We start from the raw sequence: 25,146 nt of genomic DNA, 5'->3' as shown, positions 1-25,146 counted from the left end.
CCGCAAGCGGGAGAGGGGCTACCGAAGCGTGAGCGGCTCCAACCACGAGCGAAGAGCGATCAGCTCGCGCGCGCCCCGATCGCGCGCTCACTCACCCGCAGCGCCTCGATCACCACATCGCTCTCCACCACCTGCGCGAACTCCGCCCGCAATGTCGCCAGATGCGCGCGCTGTATCGCGTCGGCGGGAATCACCGATCCGTCGGCATCCTTCAGGTCGAAACACGCGCACGCATCGCCGATGACGATCGTGCGATAGCCCAGGTTCGCCGCGACGCGTGCGGTCGTCGACACGCACATGTCCGTGCTGATGCCGAACAGCACGACGGTGTCGATGTTCAGTCGACGCAGGCGCAGGTCCAGATCGGTACCGATGAAGGCCGCATTGACCGACTTGGTCACCAGCGGCTCGCCTTCCAGCGGCACGAAACCCGGGCGATGCGCGTTGCCCGGATGCCCGCGCGCCAGCACCGAGCCTTCCATCACCGAATCGTGCCGCACGTGGATCAGCGGCAAGCCGGCACGCCGCCACGCATCCAGCACGCGCAGCGCATTGGCTTCCATCGCCGGGTTGTTGCGCGGCGGCCACGGCGGCAGGTCGAAACCGCACTGCACGTCGATGGGAATCAGCGCGCTGCGCGTGTCGAGTTCGAGGGCGGAACGCGGGGCATTCATGGATCGGGGATCTCGCGGGGCGGTGGGTGCCCACGATGCGCGCTCGCCAGCGCCGGTCTCAACCCGGCAGAATGCCGGCGACACCGGCACTCCCGTTGCGATGAAACACCTTGACGCCACCGATCGCCAGCTCATCGCGCTGCTGCAGGACAACGCGCGTCTGTCGACGGTCGCGCTCGCGAAGGCCGTCGGCCTGGGACGCACCACGGTGCAGGAGCGCCTGCAACGGCTGGAAAACGCGGGCGTGATCGCCCAGTACACCGTGCGGCTGGGCAGTGGGGGCGATCCGCTGCAGGCGTGGCTGATGCTGCGTTATGCCGACGGTTTCAGCTGCGACGACGTGATGCCGCAGCTGACCGCGATGCCGCAGGTGCGGCTGTGCCACAGCGTCGCCGGCGAGCTCGACCTGCTCGTGCTGGTGCAGGCGCAGTCGCCGGGCGAGCTTGCCGATCTGCGCGAGCGCGTCGCCGGCTTGAAGGGCGTGGACGATGTCACCACGGTGCCGGTGCTGCGGACGACGCTGGATCGGCGGTGACTGGCAGGCCTTGCCGCGCTCGGTGCACGTGGCTCAGCCATCCATGGCCTTACGCGACGGGCCTCGGATAGCCCGGCCCGGCCATCCATGGCCGGTCGTTCGGCCGCGCGCGAGCCAGTGGCTCGCGAGCGCGCGGCCTCACCCCAGTTTCCGCGAGGCTGCGTAGGCGGCCAGGTTCCCGAGGCCCGTCACGCCGAGCAGCACGGCGACGACGCCGGGGGTGATCTCGGTCCAGCCGAACGCTTCGATCAGCGCGAAACCGAGGCCGACGGCCAGCAGCAGGATGCCCCAGCGCAGCGAGGCGTGGCGGCGCTGCAGCGCTTCGGCCTGCACCAGCGAGCGGATCAGGTCTTCCGAGCCGTTGCTGGCGATCAGCTTGGCGCGGGTACGCGCGTCCACGACCACCTTGATGGCGTAGACGACGCAGATGAACAGGGTGATCGGGATCAGGATTTCGAAGTTCATGGGTGTGTTCTCGATGCCGTGGCGTGGGGTACGGGACATGAGATACAGCCGCCGCGCGACCGGTTGCAGCGGCCTCGAACGAATTTCGTGAAGGCCGCGTTGCAACCATCTGGCCCCTGAACGTATCCACAAAGGTCATGACCGGTGAAACCCCGTGACCGAGGACGACCGCAGGCTGGTGGATGCCGTGCTGGGCAACGTGCCCGGCGCGTTCGAACGCCTCGTGCGCGAGTACCAGGGCCTGTGCTGGCACATCATCCAGCGCATGGTCCGCCAGCCGGAGGACACCCGTGAGCTGTGCCAGGAAGCCTTCCTGCGCGTGCACCAGTGCCTCCACCAGTACCGCGGCGAGAGCGCGCTGAAGTCATGGATCGGGCAGGTGGCCTATTCGGTCGCCAAGCGGCACCTGGAGAAGCGCCGCATCGCCATCGCCGAACCGGTGGGCGACGAGGACGACGGCGTCAGCCTGCTGGACCAGCTCAGCGACGGCTTCGATCTGGAAACGGCCTGTGCCGATGCCGAGATCGCCGCGGGTCTCCACGAGGAAATCGAATCGCTGCCGCCGTTGCAGCGCACGCTGCTGACGCTGTATCACCTGGATGAAGTACCCATCGTCGAGATCGCCCGCATCACCGGCCTCGCCGAGGGTACGATCAAGAGCCATCTGTTCCGGACCCGGGCGCGGCTGCGCGAACGCCTGCAGGCCCGGATGGGAGTGACCGCATGAACACACCTGACGATCGCAAGCCCGGACGCGAAGACCCGCCGATCCACCGCACCGGCTGGCGCGGCATCGACGCCTTGCGCCTGGAAGCCGAATGGCAGGCGCAGGAACACGCACTCGAACAGGAACGCCGCGGGCAGCCGCTCGATCCGGCCGATTCGCGCCTGGCCGAGTACCGCCTGATCGCGCGCGCATTGCGCACGCCGGCGATGGAGCCGGTGCCCTACGACCTCGCGGCGCAGATCGTGCGCCACGTGGAAGGCATGCCCGCGGCTGGCGAACTGTTCGAACGCTGGCTGCTCCGCGTGCTCACCGCGATCTTCGCGATCGCGGTCATCGCGGTGGTCGCCGCGTACGGCGCGCAATGGATGCCGGCCTTCGCCAGCCTGTGGCCGTCGCTGTCGCCGCAATCGGCCGACTGGGCGGGGCTGCTCGTCGGCTGCCTCGCGGTGTCGCTGGCATGGCAGGGCGTGGTCCGCCTGATGCGCGCGGACGTGGAGATGCCGGCGGGGTTGGCTTGAGTTGAGCCCCTCTCCCTGCGGGAGAGGGGTTGGGGTGAGGGCCGGGACGTGCGATCACACGCGCATGCCCGTGCAAAAAAGGCCGTCATTCCCGCGAAGGCGGGAATCCAACTGTCCGCGTTCTCACGCTCTTCGTAAGTCGTGATGTGTCGTCAAGATGGATCCCCGCCTTCGCGGGGATGACGGCGTTCGATTCGATCGATGCCAAAGCCCCTCTCCCCGCGGGAGAGGGGTTGGGGTGAGGGCCGGGACGTGCGATCACGCGCGCATGCCCGTGCAAAAGAGGCCGTCATTCCCGCGAAGGCGGGAATTCAACTGTCCGCGTTCTCACGCTCTTCGTAAGTCGTGATGTGTCGTGAAGATGGATCCCCGCCTTCGCGGGGATGACAGCTTCAGCGCGAGCGCTTCCAAAGCCTCTCTCACTCCAACAATGCCGTCATTCCCGCGAAGGCGGGAATCCAACTGTCCGATCCCTCATGGCCTCCGTAAGGCGTGACAAGTCGTGACGTTGGATCCCCGCCTTCGCGGGGATGACTGACGTCTTCCAGCGCGAGTGCGATTGAAGAAGCGCCGCTTCGAATGAGGAGTCGATGCCATCGATGGCGCCGCACGTCAGGCTCCGGAAAGCCCGGCCCGGCCATCCCTGGCCGGGCGTTCCGGCAGTGCCGCGTAGGCGGCCTGCATCACCCATCCATGGCCGTGCGTTCGGCAGGCCGCGCGGCAGTGCCGCGCAGCACGAGCTTCGAAAGGATGCCACTGCCATCCATGGCGCAACGCACCGGCTTCGGATCGCCCGGCCCGGCCATCCATGGCCGTGCGTTCGGCAGGCCACGCGGCAGTGCCGCGTAAGCGGCCTGCCTCACCCCTTGATGCACACCACCTGCCGCAGCGTATGCACGATCTCCACCAGGTCGCGCTGTGCCGCCATCACCGCGTCGATGTCCTTGTACGCGGCGGGCGACTCGTCGATCACGCCTGCGTCCTTTCGACATTCGACGTGTGCGGTGGCCTCGCGATGCTCCTTCAGCGTGATCCGCGCGCGTGCAGCGGTGCGGCTCATCACGCGGCCGGCGCCGTGGCTGCAGCTGTGGAAGCTGTCCGCGTTTCCCTTGCCGCGCACGATGAAACTGCGTGCGCCCATGCTGCCCGGGATGATGCCGAGCTCGCCCTCGCGCGCGCTGACCGCGCCCTTCCGCGTGACCAGCAACGACTCGCCGAAGTGGTCCTCGCGCTGCACGTAGTTGTGGTGGCAGTTCACCGCCGACTTCTCCGTCTGGAACTTCGGCAGGCGGTGGCGCATCTCGTGCAGCACGCGCGCCATCATCGCCTCGCGGTTCGCACGCGCGTAGTCCTGCGCCCACGAGACCGCTTCGACGTACTCGTCGAACAGCGGCTCGCCCTCTAGGAAGAACGCGAGGTCGCGATCGGGTACGTGGAAGCCGAGCACGCGCTTTTCCAGCTCGCGACGCGCCAGTTCGATGAAGTACGTGCCGATGAGGTTGCCGGTGCCGCGCGAACCCGAATGCAGCATCACCCACACGCGGTCCGCCTCGTCCAGGCAGATCTCGATGAAGTGGTTGCCGCCGCCGAGCGTGCCGATCTGGCGATCGAGCTTGTCCGGACGGATCTTCGGATGCTTCTGGCGGATCTTCGCCAGCCGCGCGACGAGGTTGGACTTCTCCAACGCCGTCTCCACGCTGTCGGGAATCCGGCGGTGCTCGCCGCCCGGACCGTTGCCGACCGGAACGCTGCGCTCGATGGAGTTGCGCAGCAGCGACAGGTCGTCGGGCAGGTCGTCGGCGCGCAGCGTCGTGCGAACCGCGGCCATGCCGCAGCCGATGTCGACGCCGACCGCGGCCGGGATGATCGCGCCCTTCGTCGGCACGACCGATCCCACCGTCGCGCCGATGCCCAAGTGTACGTCCGGCATCACCGCGACCCACGGCCCGACGAAGGGCAGGGTGGTGATGTTGCGCAGCTGCTGCCGCGCCTGGTCCTCGACCGGCACGCCGTGCGTCCAGCCCTTGATCGGCGTGGTCGCACCTTCGGCGTGCAGCAGGTCGAATGAAGCGTGTTGCGTGTTCATGGTTCCATTCCTTGTGAAAAACCGTGCGGCGCGAATCCGTTCGCCCCGCACGGAAGCTTACTGCTTGAGGCTCACGAGCTGCTTCATGACGCCGTCCAGGCCGCCGAACACGGTGAGCTTGTCGATCTTCTCGGTCACCTTCTCCAGAGCTTCCAGCTCCTTCAGGCGCATGAGTACCGGGCTCTCCTCGATCAGCTTCGCGGTGTTGAGCAGGGAACGCGTGGCGTTCGCCTCCTCGCGACGACGGATCACGTTGGCCTGCGCCGACTTTTCCGCCTGCACGACGCTGTTGAGGATCTCCTTCATCTCGCCCGGCAGGATCACGTCCTTCACGCCCACGCCGAGCAGCTCGACACCGACCTCGCCGACGCGGCCGCGCACGTAGCCGAAGATGTCGGCGTCCAGCGATGCCTTGTCGCCGAGCAGGTCGTCCAGCGTCTTGGCGGAGACCGCCTTTCGCAGGCCGAACTGCAGCTCGCGGTACACGTAGTCGGCGTACTTGCCGACCTTCGTGATCGCGGCGACCGGATCGACGATGCGCACGCTTGCGGCGAGGTTCACGCGCAGGCTGACCTTGTCGCGCGTGAGCAGCTCCTGGCCGGAGACCTCGAGCGACTGCACGCGCAGGTCGACCGCCTGCACCACGACGTTCTTCCGGAAGTTCCAGAAGGCGTACGAACCCGCACCGACGACGCGCGCGAGCTTGCCGTCGATGAACACCAGGCCCGCGAACTCCGCCGGCACCGGCAGCACGACCGCGACCTTCTCGAGCACGCCGAGCTGGCGCAGACGCGTCGCGACATCGGTCGGCACATCCGGCTCGTCCTGCAGCGCGAGCGTGCGGACCTCGATCGCGATCGGGCCCTTCCAGTACAAGCGGCGCGAACCCGGCGCGAGCACTTCCTCCAGGCGGCCGTTCTTCATCACCAGGCCGACTTCGTCCACGCCGATGTCGGCGAGCACGAAGGTTTCAGCCAGGCGCGTGCCCAGCGCATCGATCAGCGCGTTCTCGTCGCTGCCGAGGTATTCGGCGCGAAGCGCGATGTTGTGCACCTTCACCTCGACCGCGCCGAACGGGTCGAACCACGTGTGCACACCCGGCGCGATGACGCCTTCGAATTGACGGTTGCGATACACCAGGCCGCGCTCGCCGTCGCCGATCACGACCTTCTTGGTCCAGAACATCGGAATGTCCTCCTTGTTGTTGGCTCTGATGTTTCGATCCGCTTGGTGCGCGAGGGATCGGTCGTCGCGTTTGATTGGCGCCCGGCGAAAGCGCCGCAACGCAGGAAAAAGTTGGAAACGCCCCGACGCCGAATCCGCGGAGCACGTCGCGCTCGATGCATTCGATGCGATGGCGACATGGATCGCGTCGCAGGCCGACATCGCCCGCGAACGGACCCGTGCAGCCAGCGCACGCATGCGCGAGGGCGACGGCCCGGCGGATCCACCGCTGCGATACTCCGATCGCATCCGCATGAAGCCGGATGCGACACGGAACGCCGCAAGGGGCGTTTCCGATGAAGGGACTTTCGTCCCGATGTAACGACGTGAAAGGTCGTTGGAGCGGGAATCGAACCCGCGACACTCAGGCTTTGGACCTGATGCTCTACCCGACTGAGCTATCCAGTGGTGGACAAGCCGGAATCGAACCGGCGGCCGATGGCGTGCGCCATTGCTCTACCTCTGAGCTACTGTCCCGGCACGACGCACCGCTCTACATCCCGGCATACGCAGCGGCAGTGCCGCGCGCACCGGGCAGGTACGGCTTCCGCCGCGAACCTGCGCCGCTGTGGACGTTTCGCGTGATGCGTCGTTCATTGGCGTCGCGATCCACCGCAAGCGATGAGTCGTGACGTCAATCCTGTGTGCGAATGCAACCGCCCGCCGCCCGCGCCGAAGCATCCAGGCGCAGCGCTGTTGCGCTCACGGCATTCCCTTCATCGAAACCAGCATGTTCCGGATGCTTCGGGATGCGCGATGCACTCGCGTTGTGATTGTTTGAAATGCCTTGAAAACGGGCCTTTGCGAACGCCGAAAAGAGAACGCCCCCGGGTGTGAACCCGAGGGCGTTCGCGTTGCCTCGGGGAGATCGGGGTGACCGACCTCCCGTGTGCAGGAGATCAGTCGATGGACTGGCCTTCGTCGCGCAGTCGCGGCGCGAACGCGCACAGACCGCGGCCGTTGGGCTGCAGTGCGTGGCGCTTGGCGATGTGGGCGACGGCGTTCATGGAAATCGACTGACTCGAAAAGTGTGTGGTGCAACGAAGGTCGCGCAAGTTACGCATTCGTAAAAACGAATGCAAGACCGTTCGTCGGGAAATGAACGGTCGTATGCAATGCACCAGCAAATCAACATTGGCGAATCAACGCAGCAACGGCGCGAGCTGCGTCCACACGTGATCGCGCAGTTTGGGTTGCGCGCTCGCGACCGGATGCAGGTTGTCGTCCTGGAACGCGGTGCGATCAGTGGCGATGGGTTCCAGCAGGAACGGCAGCAATGCGATGCCGTGCTGCTTCGCCAGCGCGCTGTAGTTGTCGCTGAAACCCTGCGTGTATTCGCGACCGAGGTTCGGCGGCATGCGCATGCCGATCAGCAGCACCTTCGCGCCGCTCTTCTTCGATGCGGTGATCATGCGGTCGAGGTTCGCGCGCGATTGCGCCAGCGGCAGGCCGCGAAGGCCGTCGTTCGCGCCGAGTTCGATCACCACCACCGCCGGCTTGTTGCGCTTGAGTTCGCCATCGATGCGCGCGGCACCACCGGCGGTGGTCTCGCCGCTGATGCTCGCATTCACCACGCGCCAGCCGGGCTTCGTTTTCGCGATGCGGTCCGCGGTAAGCGACACCCAGCCCTGCGATGCGGCGAGCCCGTAACCGGCCGACAGCGAATCGCCCATCACCAGCACCGTGCGAGCCGGCTGCGTGGCGGGTGCGGCCTTCGCGGCCTGTGCCGCCGCCGGAAACGCAACCGCCAGCATCAGCGACGCCGCCACGACCCAGCCGATGGCACATTGCACGGGGTGCGAAAGGCGCGCATATCCCGAGAGGACGGCGCCGGAACCGCCGATGATGGCCTTCTTAAAGAACATTTAATCCGCGCTCCCAATGATGGTCACAGGAATGTACCGCCCCACGATGAACGAGAAGAGCATAAGGACGAACATGGCCGATTCCATCGCACCGCGCACGCAGGCACAAGCGGCGCTTCAGGTCGCCGCGCTCGGCAAGCGCGTGATGCTGCCGTCGGGCGAACTGGTGATCCTGGACGATGTGTCCTTCGACATCGCGCCGGGCGACACGGTGGCGATCGTCGGTGCATCCGGCTCGGGCAAGAGCACGCTGCTGTCGCTGCTGGCGGGGCTGGATACGCCGAGCAGCGGTCGCGTGGTGCTCGACGGCGAAACGCTGTCGACGCTGGATGAAGACGGGCGTGCGCGCGTGCGCGGCGAGAAGGTCGGCTTCGTGTTCCAGAACTTCCAGCTGCTTCCGTCGCTCACCGCGTTGGAGAACGTGATGCTGCCGCTCGAACTGCGCGGCGATCGCGAGGTCGATGCGCCTGCTCGCGCGATCCTGGAGAAGGTCGGCCTCGGCCAGCGTCTGAACCATTACCCGCGCCAGTTGTCCGGCGGCGAACAGCAGCGCGTCGCGCTCGCGCGCGCGTTCGTCACGCGGCCCTCGCTGCTGTTCGCCGATGAGCCCACCGGCAATCTCGACACGCACACCGGGCAGGCGATCATCGAACTGCTTTTCGAACTGAATGCGCAGGCCGGCACGACACTAGTGCTGGTCACGCACGACGAACACCTCGCCTCGCGTTGCGGACGACTGCTGCGACTGGACAGCGGCCGGCTGGTGGCGTCGTGAGCCGCACGTCGGGCAATACGTTCGGACTCGCGTGGCGCCAGCTGCGCCGGGATCTCGCGGCCGGCGACGTGCGCATCCTGATCGCAGCACTGGTGCTCGCGGTGCTGGCCGTTACGGCGGTCGGCTTCGTTACCGATCGCGCCGAGCGCGCGCTGGCGATCGAGGCCAACCGACTGCTCGGCGGCGATGCCGTCGTGCGCGCCGATTCGCCTATCACCGGCACCGTGCGCGAGGCCGCCAACGCATCGCAACTGCAACGCACCGAAACCATCGAACTGCAGACGATGATCCGCGTCGGCGAGCGTCTGCAGCTCGGCGACCTGCGCGCGCTGGGCGAGGGCTTTCCGCTGCGTGGCGCGTTCCGCATCAACGGCAGCGATGGCGTCGAACGCGATGCCGGCAGCGTGCCCGCACGCGGCACGATCTGGATGAGCCGCGCCGGCGCCGACACGCTCGGCGCGACGCCTGGCGACCAGATCGCGCTGGGCGACGCGCAGTTCCGCCTTGCCGCGCTGGTCGTGCAGGAGCCGGACGCCGCGCTCGACTACTTCAACGTGGCGCCGAAGGTGTTCCTCAACCTCGCCGACGTGCCTTCCACGGGGCTGGTGCAGGAAGGCAGCCGCATCCGCTATCGCCTCGTCGTCGCGGGGCCTGCTGCCGCGGTGGAGACCTTCGTCGCGAAGGCGAAGCCGGCGCTCGGGCGCGGGCAGCGTCTGGAGACCATCGCCGACGCGCGTCCTGAAATCCGCTCCGCGCTCGATCGCGCCGGCCGCTTCCTCGGTCTCGCCGCGCTCGTCTCCGTCGTGCTCGCCGCGGTCGCGGTCGCGATGGCCGCGCGTCGCCACAGCGCGCGGCATCTGAGCGGCACCGCGGTGATGCGTTGCCTCGGCGCGAGCCAGCGGACGCTGGTCGGCATCCAGGTCGGCGAACTGCTGATGCTGGGCGTCATCGCCAGCACCATCGGCGTGCTGCTCGCGTTCGCGCTGCAATGGGCGATCGGGGGCTGGCTCGCGCAGGCGCTGAAGCTGTCGATTCCACCGGCGGGTTTGATTCCGGCGCTGCAGGGTTACGGCGTCGGTCTGGTCGTGCTGATGGCGTTCGGTGCGCCGCCGGTGCTCGCGCTGCGCCGCGTGCCCGCGCTGCGCGTGCTGCGTCGCGACCTCGATCCCACCGAGCCGAGCGCGTGGCTCGTCGGCATCGCCGGCTTTGTCGGCCTCGCCGCGCTGCTGTGGTGGAAGGCGGGTTCGGCGGCGCTCGGGCTGTCGATGCTCGCCGGCATCACCGCGACGCTGCTGGTGCTCGCGCTGCTGGCGTGGGCGCTGATCCTCGTCGTGCGCCGCGTGCGTTCGCGCCTGCGCGGCAGCCTGCGCTACGGTCTGGCGAACGTGAGCCGTCGCGCGGCCACGAGCATCGCGCAGGTGTCGGCGCTGGGGCTGGGCCTGATGGCGCTGCTGCTGCTCACCTTCGTGCGCACGGACCTCCTGGACCGCTGGCAGCTCGCGCTCGCCGCGGATGCGCCCAACCGCTTCATCATCAATGTGCAGGACGACCAGGTCGACGCCGTGCGAGCCTTCATCGCCGAGCAGGGCGTGGCCGCGCCGACGCTGTATCCAATGATCCGCGGCCGCCTCACCGCGCATAACGGCAAGCCGGTCACCGGGAAGGACTACGAAGCGCAGGGCGAGCGCGCGCAGCGCCTGGCCGAACGCGAGTTCAACCTGTCGGTCGCGGACCATCTTCGCGACGACAACCGCATCACCGAAGGCAAGTTCTGGACCGGCAAGCCTGCGAAACCCGAAGCCTCCGTCGAGGAGGAATTCGCCAAGCGCCTTGGCTGGAAGATCGGTGACCGCATCGCGTTCGACATCGCCGGCCAGCCGTTCGAAGCCACCATCACCAGCCTGCGCAGCGTGGAGTGGGAGAGCTTCCGGCCGAACTTCTTCGTGATCGCCTCGCCCGGCTCGATGGACGGATTGCCCGCCAGCCACATCACCGCGGTGAGCGTGCCGCCCCAGCGCACGCGGTTCACAGCTGACCTGGTGGCGCGCTTCCCGAACCTGTCGGTCATCGACATCGACGCGGTGCTCAAGCAGGTGCGCAGCACGGCCGACCAGGTGTCCACGGTGGTGGAAGTGGTCTTCTACTTCTCGCTGGTCGCCGGCCTGCTGGTGCTGATGGCGGCGGTGAGCGCGAGCCAGGACGAGCGCCTGCTCGAAGGCGGCGTGATGCGCGCGATCGGCGGCAGCCGTCGCCAGTTGCGACTGGCACAGGCGTCGGAGTTCATCGCGATCGGCCTGCTGTCCGGCCTGACGGCGGCGATTGCCGCGTCGCTACTGGCCGGCGTGGTCGCCACGCAGGTGTTCGACCTGCCCTGGGAAGCGGACTGGCGGATGGCAGCAGTCGGCGCGGTGGCCGGCGTGCTCGCCGCGCTGCTCGCCGGCATGTTCGCCACGCGACGCGTACTGGACGCGCCGCCGTCGGTGACGTTGCGGGAATTGCAGGGCTGATTCGCACGCAGCCCTCTCCGCAGAGAGGGGCCAGGCGGGTTACTGCATCACGGGCTGCGGGCGTGCGCTGAAACGACGCGCGTAATCGCGCTCCTCGACGACGCGGTCGACCTCTTCGGTGGCGAGCTCCGGCGCGCCGTAGACGGCGTAGGCGATCTCGCCGTCGCGTACCCCGATCTGGTGCAGGCGGTAGCGAGGGCGGCCGCCGCCGGTGTTCTCGGGGTAATGCAGCGGCGGCTCGGCGCCATCGATGTCCAGTTCGCTGTTGTCGACCGTACCGCCGACGAAGAGGGCGCGCATCGCGGTTCTCCTTTGGGCTTTACACGATGGTGGCGCGCCGCGCGTTGAATCGGCATGAAGCCGAGGCCGGATGCGGCGTCGCACGCGGGTAGAATCGACGGCAATCACCCTTTCTCCATGCCCGGGACTGCCCATGCGCGCCGAAGACGGCGACGACGCACTGGAAACCCTGTTCCTGCCGTTCATCGACGGCACGCTCGCGTGGCCGTCCGACGGCGCGCTGTTCCTGCGTGCACGCGACGGCTGGCCGCTGCACCAGCGCGCCTGGCCCGGGCTGCGGTGCGAACAGAGCTTCCGCCCTGCCGCCGATGCGCTGGAGCGTTCGGGCCTGTCGCTGGCCGAGGAGGACGAGACCTCGCGCGTCCCGCTCGTGCTCGTCCTCCCGCCGCGCCAGCGCGACGAATCCCGCGCCTTGTTCGCACGCGCCATCGCGCGCTGCGCGCCCGGCGGACGCGTCGTCGCGTGCGTGCCCAACAACGAAGGCGCCAAGTCGGCCGAGGCGGACCTCGCGCGTATCGCGGGCCCGGTGGGCAACGTGTCGAAGAACAAGTGCCGCGTGTTCTGGACCGCGCCGTTTGAGGGCCCCGCCGACGCCGATCTCGCCGCGCAGTGGGCGCAGGCCGACGCACCGCGCCCCATCGCCGACGGCCGCTTCGTGAGCCGCCCGGGTGTGTTCGCGTGGGATCGCATCGATGCGGCCTCGCGACTGCTGGCCGAGCACCTTCCGCACGATCTGGCGGGGCACGCGGCGGACCTGGGCGCGGGCTACGGCTATCTCACCAGCGAACTGCTCACCCGCTGCCCGGGCATCCGCGCGGTCGATCTCTACGAAGCGGAGCGTCGCGCGCTCGACCTCGCGCGCGTGAACCTCGCGCCGTTCGCCGAGCGCGTTGCACTGCAGTTCCACTGGCACGACGTCACGCGCGGCATCGACGGCCGCTTCGACGTGATCGTCTGCAATCCGCCGTTCCACGCGCAGGGTCGAGGCGATCGCCCCGACATCGGCCGCCGCTTCATCGCCGTCGCCGCGCAGGCGCTGAAGCCCGGCGGGCGCCTGTGGCTGGTGGCGAACCGCCATCTTCCGTACGAAGCCGAACTCGATGTGCATTTCGGCAACGTGCGTACGGTGGCGCAGGAAGGTGGATTCAAGATCGTGGATGCAATGAAATCGCGCGAAGGACGCACTGCATGAAGCTGGTCAAACTCATCGCCAACCTCGGTTACGGCAGCCGCAAGGACGTCGCGGCGATGTTCCGCGAAGGCCGCATCACCGATGCGCAGGGCGAAGTGCTGTACGCCGACGACAAGGTCGGCCACGACGCGATCCGCATCGACGGCGAGCCGCTCGATCCGCCGGCCGGCATGACGCTGATGCTGCACAAGCCGATCGGCTACACGTGCTCGACCAAGGATCCGGGCCGCGTGATCTACGACCTGCTGCCGCTGCGCTTCCGCGCGCGTTCGCCGCTGCTGTCGAGCGTCGGCCGGCTCGATCGCGACACCAGCGGCCTGCTGCTGATGACCGACGACGGCGCGTTGCTGCATCGCATCGTCTCGCCGAAGGCGAAGCTGGCGAAGGTGTACGAAGCGACGCTCGCGCAGGATCTGCGCGGCGACGAGGGCGAGGTATTCGCCAGCGGCACCTTGATGCTCGAATCGGAAAACACGCCGCTCGCGCCCGCCGCCCTGGAGGTGCACGACGAGCGTCACGCCGCGCTGACGCTCACCGAAGGCCGCTACCACCAGGTGCGACGCATGTTCGCGGCCGTCGGCAACCACGTCGATGCGCTGCATCGCAGCCGCATCGGCGGTCTTTCGCTCGGCGATCTGCCTGCCGGCAAGTGGCGCATGCTCGATGCGGCCGACCTCAATGCGCTCTTCGGAGGCGCGGCATGACGCTCGACTTCACGCCCGCGGCGGTCCTGTTCGACATGGACGGCCTGATGATCGAAAGCGAACGCGCGCTGCTGCAGTGCTGGCGCGAGGCGTCGCAGGAACTCGGGCTCGAGCTCGAGGATGCGCTGTGGCTGTCGTTCGTCGGGCTGTCCGATCGCGCCTGCCACGCTTTGCTTCTGGAACGTCTGGGTGACGAGGCACTGCTCAAGTCGCTGCTGCACGGCCTGCAGGTGCGTTACGACGCCCACGTGGAAGCGGGGCTGCCAGTGAAGGTCGGCCTGCTGGAACTGCTCGCGTTGCTGGAAGAACGCGGCATCCCGCGCGCCGTCGTCACGTCCACCCGCCGCGAGCGCGCGCTGCAGAAGCTCACCACCACCGGCCTGCTGCCGCACTTCCACGACGTGATCGCCGGCAACGAGGTGCAACACACCAAGCCCGCCCCGGACATTTACCTGCTCGCTGCGAAACGCCTGGGCGTGCCGCCGTCGGAATGCGTCGTGCTGGAGGATTCCGTGCCTGGCGTGCGCGCGGCGCTCGCGGCTGGCATGACGCCGATCCAGGTGCCGGACCTGGTGATCCCCGATGACGCCGTGCGTGCGCTCGGCCACCGCATCGTCGATTCGCTGATGCATGCGCGGGCATTGATCGAGCCGGCGCTGAGGTAAAGCCCTTACTCCATCAACCGCTTCCACCCCTCGACGCCCAGCTCCTCCAGCGTCGCGATATTCCGCTTCACGATCACGTCCGGATCCGGGAATGCGGCCACCGCGCGATCGATGCTCGCCTCGCGCAGCAGGTGCAGCGTCGGGAACGGCGCGCGGTTGGTGTAGTTGCCCATCTCGTCGGGGTAGGTGCCGGCGAACTGGTACTGCGGATGGAAGCTCGCGACCTGGATCTCGCCTTCCAGTCCGAGCGCCGCGACGGCCGCGTCGGCGCGATCGAGAAAATCGTTGTAGTCGAGGAAGTCCGTAAGCACGTGCGGATGCACCAGCAGCGTGGTGTCCACGGCCTGCGCGTCGGTTTGCGCGAGCAGCGACAGCTCTGCGGTCAGTTCGTCGAGCAGCGCCTCGGTCGTCGTCGCTTCGCTCAGCACGAAGCGCACCTGCTGCTTCACGTACACGGCTTTCGCGAACGGGCACAGGTTGAGCCCGATCACCGCGCGCTCCAGCCAGCGGCGGGTTTGCGCGATGGGATCCTCGCCGTTCATGTCAGTCGCGGAAGTTTTCGAACTGCAGCGGTCGTTCGAACTCGACGCCGCGAAGCAGCGCGATCGCGGCCTGCAGGTCGTCGCGTTTCTTGCCCGTCACGCGCAGCTTGTCGCCGTTGATCTGGCTCTCGACCTTGAGCTTGGCGTCCTTGATCGACGCCTGGATCTTCTTGGCCAGTTCGCGCTCGATGCCCTGCTTGACGGTGATCTTCTGCCGCGCGCCGGCGAGGTTGGTTTCCACCTCGCCGAACTCCAGGCAGCGCACGTCTATGCCGCGGGCGATCAGGCGCGCGCGCAGGATGTCGTTCATCTGCTTGAGCTGGAAATCGCTCGGCGCCGACTGCGTGATGGTCTGGTCTTCCAGCACGAACTTCGCGTCCACGCCCTTGAAATCGAAGCGGGTGCCGAGCTCGCGGTTGGCCTGGTCGACGGCGTTGGTGAGTTCGTGGCTGTCGACTTCGGAGACGATGTCGAAGGAAGGCATGGGCCGCTCCGGAGGGCGTTTCGGGGGCGCAAAGGGTAGCGCAGCGGGCGCGAAGCTGCAGCGTTGGAACTCTGTGTCGGCGCATGACGGCCGTTGGCGCACGGCGCGGAAACATCGGGCCGACTAGACTTTGCCGATTCGCCTTGAAGGAGCACCGCATGTCCACGCCCGCCTACGCCGCGCTGAGCGCGACCACGCCGCTTGCGCCGTTCACCATCGAGCGCCGCGAGCCGGGCCCGCGCGAAGTGCTGATCGACATCCTCTACTGCGGCGTCTGCCACTCCGACATCCACCAGGCGCGCGACGGATGGGGCGGCTCGGTATTCCCGATGGTGCCGGGGCACGAGATCGTCGGCCGCATCGCCAAGCTCGGCGGCGAGGTCACCGCGTTCAAGCTTGGCGAGGCGGTCGGCGTCGGCTGTTTCGTCGACTCGTGCCGCCAGTGCCCCTCATGCGAGGCCGGCGAGCAGCAGTACTGCGACTTCGGCATGACCGGCACGTACAACAGCTTCGAGCGCGACCATGCCGATCGTCGTCGCCAGGATCGCAGTCGCCCGACCTACGGCGGCTATTCCACGCAGATCACCGTGGACGCCGGCTACGTGCTGCGCATCCCCGAGTCGATTCCGCTCGATCGCGCCGCACCGCTGCTGTGCGCGGGCATCACCACGTATTCGCCGCTCAAGCATTTCGGCGTGAAGCCGGGCGATCGCGTGGCCGTGGTCGGCCTCGGCGGCCTGGGGCACATGGGCGTGAAGCTCGCCGCCGCGATGGGCGCGCACGTCACGGTACTGAGCACGTCCGAATCCAAGCGCGCCGATGCGCTCGCGCTGGGCGCGCAGGATTTCGCGGCGACGCGCGACGGCGAGGTGTTCAAGAAGCTCGCAGGCAGCTTCGACTACATCCTCGACACGGTATCGGCCGAGCACGACTACAACGCGTACCTCAACCTGCTCAAGCTCGACGGCACGATGGTGCTGCTCGGCCTGCCGGAAGCGCCCGAGTCCGTGGCTGCGGGCGTGCTGATCCGCAAGCGCCGCCGTCTGGCCGGCTCGATGATCGGCGGCATTGCCGAGACGCAGGAAATGCTCGATTTCTGCGCGGCGCACGGCGTGGCGTCGGATATCGAAGTGATCCGCATGGACCAGATCAACGAGGCGTACGAGCGCATGCTGAAGTCGGACGTGCGCTACCGGTTCGTGATCGATCTGGCGAGTTTGAAGGGCTGATCTGGTCTGCCGCAGTCTCCTCGCGTCATCCCGGCGAAAGCCGGGGCCCAGGGCCGTAGCGAATGGGCACTCTCTCGACGGCTCGAACCTCACCGTCATCCCGGCGAAAGCCGGGATCCAGGCCCGCAACATCCGGGCACTCCGGCAGCGGTCAGCCACATCACCGTCATTCCAGCGAAAGCTGGAATCCATCTTGCCGTTGCTCCTGCTCGTAATTCCCGCGAAGGCGGGCCGCTTCTGGGCCGCCGCATGGCGGCACCATCCAGGGACGTTTCATGCTTTCCCTGTAACGTGCGAAGAGCAAAAAGAAGAATCACCCGCCAAGCCTCCGATCGCCTGCGGCGCTCGGGTCACTTTTCTTTGCTTGCCCAAAGAAAAGTAACCAAAAGAAAGGGCAGCTCCCCGACAAATCAATCCGACGACCGGACAGCACAAGGGCGCGTTCGCGATTCGCCATCCATGGCTCAGCGCTCACCGCCGCACATCCTGTGCGGCGCCCTCCGGGGCTAGCGACGAATAGGCTGTTCGACAGCAACAGCAACAGCAACAGCAACAACGACGGTGACGCTGAAGGCCTTCGCCGATGAGCGGCTCCTGGCCTTATAGTGCGGGCCCCACCCGCCGGTTCCCGCCATGTCTCTCTCCCGCAACGCGCACCAGGGCCGCGCCATGCTGACCATGCTGGTCGCGGTGGCGATGTTCGCGATGATGGATGCGGGGCTGAAGCAGTTGTCCACGCACTATCCGCCGTTCCAGGTGGCGTCCCTGCGCGGCGCGGCATCGCTGCCGCTGGTGCTGGTGTGGGCGCTGTGGACGGGCGGCGTTGCGCCGCTGCTGCGCGTGCGCTGGTCGCTGCACCTGCTGCGCGGCGTGCTGGGCGTGGCGATGATGGCGACGTTCGTCTACGCCGTGTCCAAGCTTCCGCTGTCGACCACTTACTCGATCTTCTTCGTCGCGCCGCTGCTGATCACCGCGCTGTCGGTACCGGTACTGCGCGAGAAGGTCGGGCCGCGACGCTGGGCGGCGATCGCCGTCGGCCTCATCGGCGTGATCGTCCTGCTGCGGCCGACGGGCGAGGGCATGATCAGCCTCGCCGCACTGGGGGTGCTCGTCGCCGCGGTGATGTACGCCGTCAGCGCGATCACCGTGCGCATCCTCGCGCGCACCGACAGCACGCAGTCGATGATGGTGTGGCTGATGGTGATGATCGCGCTCGGCGCGGGCGCGCTGGCGTGGCCGGAATGGGTGGCGATCCGTCGCGAGGACTTCTGGCTCATCGCCTTCATCGGCGTCGCAGGCGCGTTCGGACAGTACGCCATCACCGAGGCATTCCGCCTGGGCGAAGCCTCCGCCATCGCGCCGCTGGAGTACACCGCACTGGTGTGGGGCGTGCTGTTCGACCTGACATTCTGGGGCGTGCTACCCGACGCGATCACCTGGGTGGGCGCGGCGATCATCGTCGCCAGCGGCCTGTACCTGATCCGTCGCGAGAAGGTGCACGCGGAAGCCGAGCACCCGTAGGCAGCATCACACGCGTCGTGCGGTCGTTCGCTTCGCCGCAGGTTTGGCGGCCTTCGTGACGGTCTTCTTCGCGACCTTCTTCGTCACTTTCTTCGCAGCCTTCGCCGGCGCTTTCGTCGCTTTCTTCGAGATCGCCTTCCGACCGCGCGTGATCGGTTCCGGTGATGGCAATCGTTCGCCATAGAAGACCTGGCAGGTCTCGCAGAAGAACGCGCGGCGCTGGAAATGGCCGAGCTTGGCGCGATACGACAGCCGCGTGCCGTCGCGCGGGCAGATCTGCTTGGTGTGCACCTGGTAGTGCTTGCGCAGGACGAACTGCTTTTTCCAGTGCAGGAAATCGAAGCTGTATTCGCGCGCCTGCGTGATCAGCTCGCCGAGCTTGCGCGAGGACAGCGCGCCGACCTGGCTTTCCGGATGCACGCGGATGCGGTGCAGCACTTCGTTCTTGATGATGTTGCCGACGCCGGCAAAGATCGTCTGGTCGAGCAGCGCGTCGGCCGCGAGAAGCGTTGGCCTGGCCTTGAGCTTGCGGCGCGCCTTCTTCGGATCCCACGCATCGGCCATCACGTCGCCGCTCCAGTCGTAGACGACGTCGAGGTCGCCTTCGATGTAGCGCAGCGAGCATGCGTAGAAGTTCAGTTCCTGCCCGTCGTCGAAACGCAGGCTCATGCGCGGTGCGGCTTCGCGACGTTCGTTGATGCGATAGCTGCCGAACAGCATGAAGTGCACGCGCATCGCGAACGTGGGGAAGCGGATCAGGAAGTGCTTGCCCCAGCTGCACAGCGCGGTGATGCGTTCACCGCGCATGCGCTGGAGGTCGAGCCGGCTGTTGCCGCTGACCTCCTCGACCACGCGCCCTTCGAATCCGACCGTCTCCTCGCGGAGGATGACGATCGTGGGACCTTCGGGCACGGGCGGGTCAGCGCTCGGTGCTGGCCGACAGCGCCGCGTTCAGCTGCGCATTCCCGCTGACCAGATCGGACCAGCGCAATTCCTGGCCATTGCGGCGGCCTTTTTCGACCAGCTTGAGGCCGTCGGCATCGATGGTCAGGGTGTAGGCGCGTTCCTCGATCTGGATTTCGCGACGCAGGGGCTTGTCGAGCTTGGTGGTCATGCGCAACTCCTTGCAGGGGGAATTCAGGGGTCACCGCGACCCTACGGGGAGGCGGTTAGCGTGGCGTGAATGCGTTCAGCGTGCGGTCGAGCCGCGAGCGCGCTTCGTGTGAAGTCGTCCCGCGACCGAAACGAAACGGGCCCCAGAGGGGCCCGTCTCGCGTGCATGGAACGCTGCGACTTAGAAGCGCGCGCCGAGGCCCACACCCACCGTGACCGGATTCAACTCGGCCTTGCCGACGTTGGCGCCGTCGACGGTGACGTTCGGCTGGCCGGTGGTGTCGTGCATGTAGCGCACGTCCGCACGGGCGAACCACGTCGGGGTGATGTTGACGTCCACGCCGGCGGTCGCGATCGCGCCCTTGGCGGTTTCAACGCCGATGTGCTGGCCGGCCAGCGGGCCGGTCGGTTCGGCCTTCTCGCCGTCGGTGTTGGCTTCGAAGTAGCCCAGGCCCACGAACGGACGCACGATGCTCTGCGTGTTGCCGAAGTGGTACTGGCCGCTCAGCGCGTACGGCTGGGTGTCGACGCTGGCGACCTTGCCATTGGGCGTGCGCACGCGGTTGCCGAACTTGTCGGCCGCGCCCCACGCCTCGACGGCGATGTTGTCGGTGATGTAGTAGTTCGCGCTCAGCGTGGCGGCGCCGTCGCCGTCCACGTTGGTGCGCTCGCCGGCAATCATCGGATTCTTGGTCGGTTCGGCCAGCGTGTAGCCGCCGACGACCGCGAACTTCTTGCCGCTGGTATCGGGACCGGTGATCTCCTGCGCGAAAGCAGGGGCGATGGCGAGGGTGGCCACGACGGCCAGGGTCAACTGACGAAAGTGCTTCATGGAGAAATCTCCTGTTATTGGTTTATCGATCACGCCTGGGGGAGGCATCGCCTTTGAAGGCGCCGCCACCGTAGCGATCGGTCGATGAACCGTTCTTGCCGTGCAATCGCGATGCGCGGAACTTTCGCGCAGCGCTCACGGCTACGCGCTGCGCGCGCGTCTGCCACGTTCGTGATGAATCTTGCTTGACCATGCGCTCGCATCGTTGACGAACGCTCCACGCATCGGCTTTCCGACGGGCGTGTATTCGCGGTGGAGGACAACGCGGCACGCAGGAGGCAAGATGGAAACCCACGGAAAGGGCGGGGGAGTGCTCCATGAATCGACAGTTAGCGTCGTGCGCGTTGTGCTTCGCGTTCGTGGCCGCGCCGGCCTTCGCGGCCGAGGTGGACATCGATGCTTCGTGCGACATCGACAGTGACTACGACCTGACCATCGACGAGCGCAGCGTCATCCTCACGCGCGAGGCGGGCGTGCCGCACGCGATCGTCATGCGGCAGGGCAGGCTCTTCGTCGACGACCGCTGGGTCGAGTTGAACGCCGCCGACCGCCAGCGCATTGTCGATTTCGAGCAGGGCGCACGCGCCGCGATGCCGGAGGCCCAGGCCATCGGGCGCGACGCCGCCGACATCGCCTTCACGGTGCTGGGCGAAGTGGCGACCGGATTCGCCAGCGACCCGAAGCTGGTGCAGCAGAAACTCGATCGCGCGCGTTCGCAGATCGACGCGCGGCTCGCACGCTCGGTCACCGCGACGCGCTTCAACGGCCGCGAGCTCGGCGACGGCATCGGCGAAGCGGTGGCCGAGGTGATCCCGAGCATGATCGGCGATATCGTGTCCGGCGCGATCGGCGCGGCCTTCAGCGGCGATGCGTCGCGGCTCAAGCGGCTGGAAGACCTGGACGCCCAGATCGACGCCCGCGTCGAACCACGCGCCCGGGCGCTGGAAGCACGGGCGCAGGGCCTGTGCCGTCGCATGGTCGAACTGGACCGGATCGACGACGCGCTCGAATTCCGCCTGCCGGGCGGACAGCCGCTGGGGTTGCTCCGGGCGAGCCGGCCGGACGACGACGCCCCGGCTGCGAACGCCGCCGAGGAAGCGGCCCGGGCCGGGCAACTTCCTGAAAAGACACGCTGAGTACCGGATACCGGTACGTACGGAAGTCTTGGTTGGCGCATGGGCCGCCAAACCGCACAATAGGGTTTTCGCGTCTGCGGGACCCCCCACAATGGCTGAGCTCAAAGAAGCACGCGTTCCCGACATCGGGGACTACGACGGCGTGCCGGTGATCGAATTGCTGGTCGCGGTAGGCGACACGGTGAAGCTGGACCAGGGACTGGTCACGCTCGAATCGGACAAGGCCACGATGGAGGTTCCGGCGCCGTTCGCCGGCGTCATCCGCGAGATCAAGGTCAAGATCGGCGACGAACTGGCCGAAGGCAGCGTGGTTGCGCTGATCGAACCGACCGACGCCGCGCCTGCGGCCGAAGCGCCGAAGCCCGAAGCCCCGAAGGCCGAGCCGGCCAAGGCCGCCGCGCCGGCCCGCGCCGAACCCGCCGCGCCGTCGCAGCAGGTCCGGGCGGCGGAGACCGGTACCAGCGTCGAACCCGTCGTCGTCCCGCAGCAGGCCGACCGCATCGCGCAGGCGTCCATTGATGCCTCGCGTCCGGGCGTGGACCCGGAGGCCATGCCCCCGCGCAGCCCGCCGGTGACGTTCGATTCCAATGAACTGATGCCCGACAAGGTGCCCTACGCCAGCCCGGCGGTGCGCCTGTTCGCGCGCGAGCTCGGCGTGGACCTGGCGCAGGTCGGCGGCAGCGAGCGCGGTGGCCGCATCAGTCGCGAGGACGTGCAGAAGTTCGTGAAGTCGGTGATGGAAGGCGGTACCGCGCCGTCGGCCGGCGCCGCACCCGTCAGCGGTGGTGGCAGCCTCAACCTGCTCCCGTGGCCGAAGGTCGACTTCGCCAAGTTCGGCGAGATCGAGAGCAAGCCGCTGTCGCGCATCCAGAAGCTGTCCGGCGCGAACCTCGCGCGCAACTGGGCGATGATCCCGCACGTCACGCAGCACGACGATGCCGACATCACCGATCTGGAAGAGCTGCGCGTCGCGCTCAACAAGGAAAACGAGAAGAGCGGCGTCAAGCTCACGATGCTCGCCTTCCTGATGAAGGCCTCCGTCGCCGCGATGCAGAAGTACCCGACCTTCAACGCCTCGCTGGATGGTTCGGGCGAGAACTTGGTGCTGAAGAAGTACTTCCACATCGGCTTCGCCGCCGACACACCGAACGGCCTGGTCGTCCCCGTCGTGCGCGATGTCGATAAGAAGGGCGTGCTGCAGATCGCGCAGGAAACCTCGGAGCTGGCGAAGAAGGCGCGTGACGGCAAGCTCGGCCCGGCCGACATGACCGGCGGCTGCTTCTCGATCAGCTCGCTCGGCGGCATCGGCGGCACGAAGTTCACCCCGATCGTCAACGCGCCGGAAGTCGCGATCCTCGGCGTGTCGAAGTCGGCGATCCGTCCGGTGTGGGACGGCAAGCAGTTCGCGCCCCGCCTGATCCTGCCGCTGTCGCTGAGCTACGACCACCGCGTCATCGACGGCGCCGCCGCCGCACGCTTCACCGCGTACCTGGCGCAGCTGCTGGCCGACATGCGGCGCGTGCTGCTGTGACGCAGCGCGCGCTGGGGGTGGCGCTTGCGGCGTTAGCAGCGCTCGCGACGACGTCCGCCGCACACGCCGCCGATGCGTGCGCGGTCGACCTCGGCCGCGGCTGGCCGCCGGCGACGGAGAACTACGGCACGGCCGTGGAGCAGCTGTTCTTCGGCGGTGCCAAGCCCGTGCTCAGCCTGACCCGCCTGCCTGCGCGCAGCGTCGAAAGCGGCGTGCAGCTGTTTGCCGGCGAAGGCGAGGGCGACTGGCGGCTTCGCTTCACCGAAGCGGACGAACGCGTCGAAGTGTGGAGCGGCGGCAAGCGCGAGCTTCGCGTCGGCCAGCAGCCCGACGTCGTCGAAGTGCCGATGCCCGCCGCGCTTGCGCGTCGCGTCGTGACCGATTGGCAGCGCGCGCTCAGCACGCAGGTGCCGGCCGACCGCGCGGCGCAGTTCCACGAAGGCGAGGTGCTGCTGTTCGTCGTCGGCGAATCGGCCACCGGCGAGCCGCTGCGCGTCAGCGGGCTGCAACCCGCGTGCGGGCCGACCGCCGAACTCATGGAACAGCTCGGCCTGCTGATCGAGGCCACTGACGACAGCGACGAGAAGCGCTTCAAGCGTTGGCGCAAGCTCGAGGAGTCGCTGGACGAGCTGGAATCGCAACTGGAACAGACGCTCGCCGGCGCCACCGGCTGAGTCGCAGGAGACCCCCACAATGGCGACGATTGAAGTCAAGGTGCCGGACATCGGCGATTACGACGGCGTGCCCGTGATCGAGCTGCTCGTCGCCGTCGGCGACACGGTGAAGAAGGACCAGGGCCTGGTCACGCTGGAATCGGACAAGGCCACGATGGAAGTGCCCTCGTCCGACGAAGGCGTGGTGAAGGAAATCAAGGTCAAGGTCGGCGACAAGGTCGCCGAAGGCGCCGTGATCGTCGTGCTCGAAGGCGCCGGCGGAGCCGCTGCACCGAAGGCCGAAGCGCCGAAGGCCGCGGCGCCTGCCGCGCCGGCTGCTCCCGAACAGGCCAGGCCGCCGGTGGCACCGTCGCCGGCCGCACCGCCGAGCGAGGCGCCCAAGCCTGCGCTCGGCACGGGCCGCAAGGCCGACATCGAATGCCGCATCGTCGTCCTGGGTTCCGGCCCCGGCGGCTACACGGCGGCGTTCCGCGCGGCCGACCTCGGCCTGGATACGGTCCTCATCGAGCGCTACGCCAGCCTCGGCGGCGTGTGCCTCAACGTCGGCTGCATTCCGTCCAAGGCGCTGCTGCACGCGGCGGCGCTGATCGATGAAGCCGCGCATTCGTCCGACATCGGCATCAGCTTCGGCAAGCCGAAGATCGACCTCGACAAGCTGCGCGACTTCAAGCAGAACAAGGTCGTGGGTCAGTTCACCAAGGGCCTTGGCGGCATGGCCAAGCAGCGCAAGGTGCGTACGGTGCAGGGCGTCGGCAAGTTCGTCTCGCCCAATGAACTCGAAATCACCGGCGATGACGGCAAGACGCAGCTGCTGCGTTTCGAGCAGTGCATCATCGCGGCCGGTTCGCAGGCCGTGAAGCTGCCGAACTTCCCGTGGGACGATCCGCGCATCATGGATTCCACTGACGCGCTGGAACTGGCCGAGGTACCGAAGAAACTGCTCGTCGTCGGCGGCGGCATCATCGGCCTGGAGATGGCGACGGTGTATCGCGCGCTGGGCAGCGAAGTGACCGTCGTGGAATTCATGGACCAGCTGATGCCGGGTGCCGACAAGGACCTGGTCAAGCCGCTGGCCGATCGCCTGAAGAAGCAGGGCGTCATCGTCCATCTCAAGACGAAAGCCGCGAAGGTGGAAGCCTCCAAGTCCGGCATCACCGTCTCGTTCGAGGCGGCCGAAGCCGGCGCGACGCCCGCGCTGGAGAACGGCACATGGGATCGCGTGCTGGTCGCCGTCGGCCGCGCGCCGAACGGCAACAAGATCGACGCCGACAAGGCCGGCGTGCAGGTGACCGATCGCGGCTTCATCCCGGTCGATCGCCAGATGCGCACGAACGTGCCGCACATCTTCGCCATCGGCGACCTCGTCGGCCAGCCGATGCTGGCGCACAAGGCCACGCATGAAGGCAAGCTCGCCGCTGAAGTCGCGGCCGGCGAGAAGCGCGAGTGGGTTGCGCGTGTCGTGCCTTCGGTGGCGTATACGGATCCGGAAATCGCCTGGGTCGGCGTCACCGAAACCGAGGCGAAGGCCAAGGGCCTGCATGTTGGCGTGGGCAAGTTCCCGTGGGCGGCCTCCGCGCGCGCGGTGGGCATCGGCCGCGGCGAAGGCTTCACCAAGCTGATCTTCGACGAGAAGACGCATCGCATCATCGGCGGCGGCATCACCGGCGTGCACGCGGGCGACCTGATCAGCGAAGTCGCGCTCGCCATCGAAATGGGCGCCGAGGCCGGCGACATCGGCGCGACGATCCACCCGCACCCGACGCTCAGCGAAACGGTGGCGATGGCGGCCGAAGTCTACGAAGGCACCATCACCGACCTGTACATCCCGAAGAAGAAGTAACTCGGGA

General features: G+C 67.6%; 25 protein-coding genes, 2 tRNA genes and 1 pseudogene. 15 read left to right on the top strand and 13 right to left on the bottom strand.

Annotated elements, in window-relative coordinates; all coding sequences use genetic code 11:
* Positions 1 to 59: 59 nt before the first annotated feature.
* Positions 60 to 674: a cysteine hydrolase family protein gene (locus ABIE51_RS18555; RefSeq protein ID WP_192632721.1), complete on the bottom strand. Its 615-nt coding sequence runs from the start codon at positions 672 to 674 to the stop codon at positions 60 to 62.
* 100 nt (positions 675 to 774) lie between these two features.
* Here ABIE51_RS18555 and ABIE51_RS18550 point away from each other — a divergent pair, with 100 nt between their 5' ends.
* Positions 775 to 1,209, top strand: a complete 435-nt coding sequence (locus ABIE51_RS18550; protein WP_192632722.1) for an Lrp/AsnC family transcriptional regulator — start codon at positions 775 to 777, stop codon at positions 1,207 to 1,209.
* 138 nt (positions 1,210 to 1,347) lie between these two features.
* Here ABIE51_RS18550 and ABIE51_RS18545 read toward each other — a convergent pair whose 3' ends face one another.
* Entirely contained in the window at positions 1,348 to 1,674 is a 327-nt protein-coding gene (locus ABIE51_RS18545; protein ID WP_115841944.1) for a DUF6249 domain-containing protein, read from the bottom strand.
* A 154-nt stretch (positions 1,675 to 1,828) separates the two neighbouring features.
* Between ABIE51_RS18545 and ABIE51_RS18540 the strand changes: the two genes are divergently transcribed.
* Both ABIE51_RS18540 and ABIE51_RS18535 read left to right on the top strand, forming a co-directional pair.
* Positions 1,829 to 2,401 (top strand): RNA polymerase sigma factor, encoded by a 573-nt coding sequence (locus tag ABIE51_RS18540; RefSeq protein WP_115841943.1) that lies wholly within the window; start codon positions 1,829 to 1,831, stop codon positions 2,399 to 2,401.
* On the top strand, positions 2,398 to 2,919 hold the full coding sequence (locus tag ABIE51_RS18535; RefSeq protein WP_192632723.1) for a hypothetical protein: 522 nt from the start codon (positions 2,398 to 2,400) through the stop codon (positions 2,917 to 2,919). The genes ABIE51_RS18540 and ABIE51_RS18535 overlap by 4 nt, the downstream gene beginning before the upstream one ends.
* Positions 2,920 to 3,778: 859 nt before the next feature.
* On the opposite strand, the gene ABIE51_RS18530 is transcribed toward ABIE51_RS18535, so the two are convergent.
* Together ABIE51_RS18530 and ABIE51_RS18525 are read right to left on the bottom strand one after the other, a co-directional pair.
* Entirely contained in the window at positions 3,779 to 5,005 is a 1,227-nt protein-coding gene (locus tag ABIE51_RS18530; protein WP_192632724.1) for an RtcB family protein, read from the bottom strand.
* 57 nt (positions 5,006 to 5,062) lie between these two features.
* Positions 5,063 to 6,190 (bottom strand): slipin family protein, encoded by a 1,128-nt coding sequence (locus ABIE51_RS18525; protein WP_192632725.1) that lies wholly within the window; start codon positions 6,188 to 6,190, stop codon positions 5,063 to 5,065.
* A 4-nt stretch (positions 6,191 to 6,194) separates the two neighbouring features.
* Here ABIE51_RS18525 and ABIE51_RS18520 point away from each other — a divergent pair, with 4 nt between their 5' ends.
* Positions 6,195 to 6,551, top strand: a complete 357-nt coding sequence (locus ABIE51_RS18520) for a hypothetical protein (RefSeq protein ID WP_192632726.1) — start codon at positions 6,195 to 6,197, stop codon at positions 6,549 to 6,551.
* 15 nt (positions 6,552 to 6,566) lie between these two features.
* On the opposite strand, the gene ABIE51_RS18515 is transcribed toward ABIE51_RS18520, so the two are convergent.
* From ABIE51_RS18515 to ABIE51_RS18505, 3 genes are all read right to left on the bottom strand, one after another.
* Positions 6,567 to 6,634: transfer RNA gene (locus tag ABIE51_RS18515), tRNA-Leu, on the bottom strand.
* Position 6,635: 1 nt separating this feature from the next.
* Positions 6,636 to 6,706, bottom strand: a tRNA-OTHER gene (locus ABIE51_RS18510).
* 665 nt (positions 6,707 to 7,371) lie between these two features.
* Entirely contained in the window at positions 7,372 to 8,094 is a 723-nt protein-coding gene (locus ABIE51_RS18505; protein WP_354504693.1) for an arylesterase, read from the bottom strand.
* A gap of 73 nt (positions 8,095 to 8,167) precedes the next feature.
* On the opposite strand from ABIE51_RS18505, the gene ABIE51_RS18500 reads away from it, so the two are divergent.
* Together ABIE51_RS18500 and ABIE51_RS18495 are read left to right on the top strand one after the other, a co-directional pair.
* The gene (locus ABIE51_RS18500; RefSeq protein WP_396615994.1) at positions 8,168 to 8,869 is read left to right on the top strand and encodes an ABC transporter ATP-binding protein; all 702 of its coding nucleotides are present in this window, start codon (positions 8,168 to 8,170) and stop codon (positions 8,867 to 8,869) included.
* A complete protein-coding gene (locus ABIE51_RS18495; protein WP_192632727.1) occupies positions 8,866 to 11,376 on the top strand; it encodes an ABC transporter permease in 2,511 nt (836 codons plus the stop codon). The genes ABIE51_RS18500 and ABIE51_RS18495 overlap by 4 nt, the downstream gene beginning before the upstream one ends.
* Positions 11,377 to 11,415: 39 nt before the next feature.
* Here ABIE51_RS18495 and ABIE51_RS18490 read toward each other — a convergent pair whose 3' ends face one another.
* The gene (locus ABIE51_RS18490; RefSeq protein ID WP_115841939.1) at positions 11,416 to 11,676 is read right to left on the bottom strand and encodes a hypothetical protein; all 261 of its coding nucleotides are present in this window, start codon (positions 11,674 to 11,676) and stop codon (positions 11,416 to 11,418) included.
* 133 nt (positions 11,677 to 11,809) lie between these two features.
* On the opposite strand from ABIE51_RS18490, the gene ABIE51_RS18485 reads away from it, so the two are divergent.
* From ABIE51_RS18485 to ABIE51_RS18475, 3 genes are read left to right on the top strand one after another with little or no spacing between them, the layout of a single operon-like run.
* Complete coding sequence (locus tag ABIE51_RS18485; RefSeq protein WP_192632728.1) at positions 11,810 to 12,868, top strand: class I SAM-dependent methyltransferase; 1,059 nt, start codon at positions 11,810 to 11,812, stop codon at positions 12,866 to 12,868.
* Entirely contained in the window at positions 12,865 to 13,572 is a 708-nt protein-coding gene (locus ABIE51_RS18480) for a pseudouridine synthase (protein WP_192632729.1), read from the top strand. Before ABIE51_RS18485 ends, ABIE51_RS18480 begins: the two co-directional genes overlap by 4 nt.
* Positions 13,569 to 14,237 carry an HAD family hydrolase gene (locus tag ABIE51_RS18475; protein ID WP_192632730.1) on the top strand — a complete coding sequence of 223 codons (669 nt, stop codon included), beginning with the start codon at positions 13,569 to 13,571 and terminating at the stop codon, positions 14,235 to 14,237. Before ABIE51_RS18480 ends, ABIE51_RS18475 begins: the two co-directional genes overlap by 4 nt.
* Before the next feature lie 5 nt (positions 14,238 to 14,242).
* Here ABIE51_RS18475 and ABIE51_RS18470 read toward each other — a convergent pair whose 3' ends face one another.
* Both ABIE51_RS18470 and ABIE51_RS18465 read right to left on the bottom strand, forming a co-directional pair.
* On the bottom strand, positions 14,243 to 14,779 hold the full coding sequence (locus ABIE51_RS18470; protein WP_192632731.1) for a DUF1415 domain-containing protein: 537 nt from the start codon (positions 14,777 to 14,779) through the stop codon (positions 14,243 to 14,245).
* A 1-nt stretch (position 14,780) separates the two neighbouring features.
* Positions 14,781 to 15,263, bottom strand: a complete 483-nt coding sequence (locus ABIE51_RS18465; RefSeq protein WP_192632732.1) for a YajQ family cyclic di-GMP-binding protein — start codon at positions 15,261 to 15,263, stop codon at positions 14,781 to 14,783.
* A gap of 158 nt (positions 15,264 to 15,421) precedes the next feature.
* Between ABIE51_RS18465 and ABIE51_RS18460 the strand changes: the two genes are divergently transcribed.
* Both ABIE51_RS18460 and ABIE51_RS18455 read left to right on the top strand, forming a co-directional pair.
* On the top strand, positions 15,422 to 16,492 hold the full coding sequence (locus ABIE51_RS18460; RefSeq protein WP_192632733.1) for an NAD(P)-dependent alcohol dehydrogenase: 1,071 nt from the start codon (positions 15,422 to 15,424) through the stop codon (positions 16,490 to 16,492).
* Positions 16,493 to 17,125: 633 nt separating this feature from the next.
* Positions 17,126 to 18,013, top strand: coding sequence for a DMT family transporter (locus tag ABIE51_RS18455; RefSeq protein WP_192632734.1), 888 nt, complete (start codon positions 17,126 to 17,128; stop codon positions 18,011 to 18,013).
* 180 nt (positions 18,014 to 18,193) lie between these two features.
* Here the strand turns inward: ABIE51_RS18455 and ABIE51_RS18450 are convergent.
* The 3 genes and pseudogenes from ABIE51_RS18450 to ABIE51_RS18440 all read right to left on the bottom strand — a co-directional run.
* Positions 18,194 to 18,925 (bottom strand): annotated as a pseudogene (locus ABIE51_RS18450) (DNA-formamidopyrimidine glycosylase family protein); the annotation flags it as partial.
* A gap of 7 nt (positions 18,926 to 18,932) precedes the next feature.
* Positions 18,933 to 19,127 carry a hypothetical protein gene (locus ABIE51_RS18445; protein ID WP_192632736.1) on the bottom strand — a complete coding sequence of 65 codons (195 nt, stop codon included), beginning with the start codon at positions 19,125 to 19,127 and terminating at the stop codon, positions 18,933 to 18,935.
* Positions 19,128 to 19,307: 180 nt separating this feature from the next.
* Positions 19,308 to 19,958 (bottom strand): OmpW/AlkL family protein, encoded by a 651-nt coding sequence (locus tag ABIE51_RS18440; RefSeq protein WP_192632737.1) that lies wholly within the window; start codon positions 19,956 to 19,958, stop codon positions 19,308 to 19,310.
* Between the two features lie 317 nt (positions 19,959 to 20,275).
* Here ABIE51_RS18440 and ABIE51_RS18435 point away from each other — a divergent pair, with 317 nt between their 5' ends.
* The 4 genes from ABIE51_RS18435 to lpdA all read left to right on the top strand — a co-directional run bounded on the left by ABIE51_RS18435 (position 20,276) and on the right by lpdA (position 25,139).
* Positions 20,276 to 21,094 carry a DUF2884 family protein gene (locus tag ABIE51_RS18435; RefSeq protein WP_192632738.1) on the top strand — a complete coding sequence of 273 codons (819 nt, stop codon included), beginning with the start codon at positions 20,276 to 20,278 and terminating at the stop codon, positions 21,092 to 21,094.
* Positions 21,095 to 21,185: 91 nt separating this feature from the next.
* Positions 21,186 to 22,625 (top strand): dihydrolipoyllysine-residue acetyltransferase, encoded by a 1,440-nt coding sequence (locus ABIE51_RS18430; protein ID WP_192632739.1) that lies wholly within the window; start codon positions 21,186 to 21,188, stop codon positions 22,623 to 22,625.
* On the top strand, positions 22,622 to 23,299 hold the full coding sequence (locus ABIE51_RS18425) for a hypothetical protein (protein WP_232338470.1): 678 nt from the start codon (positions 22,622 to 22,624) through the stop codon (positions 23,297 to 23,299). The genes ABIE51_RS18430 and ABIE51_RS18425 overlap by 4 nt, the downstream gene beginning before the upstream one ends.
* Before the next feature lie 19 nt (positions 23,300 to 23,318).
* Positions 23,319 to 25,139 carry a dihydrolipoyl dehydrogenase gene (gene lpdA / locus ABIE51_RS18420; RefSeq protein WP_192632740.1) on the top strand — a complete coding sequence of 607 codons (1,821 nt, stop codon included), beginning with the start codon at positions 23,319 to 23,321 and terminating at the stop codon, positions 25,137 to 25,139.
* Positions 25,140 to 25,146 lie beyond the last annotated feature (7 nt).

Origin of the sequence: Lysobacter sp. OAE881 (assembly GCF_040546665.1) — a bacterium.
GTDB lineage: Bacteria > Pseudomonadota > Gammaproteobacteria > Xanthomonadales > Xanthomonadaceae > Lysobacter_J > Lysobacter_J soli.
The sequence above is the reverse complement of the archived record's forward strand: the minus strand, read 5'-3'. Positions and strand labels throughout refer to the sequence as shown.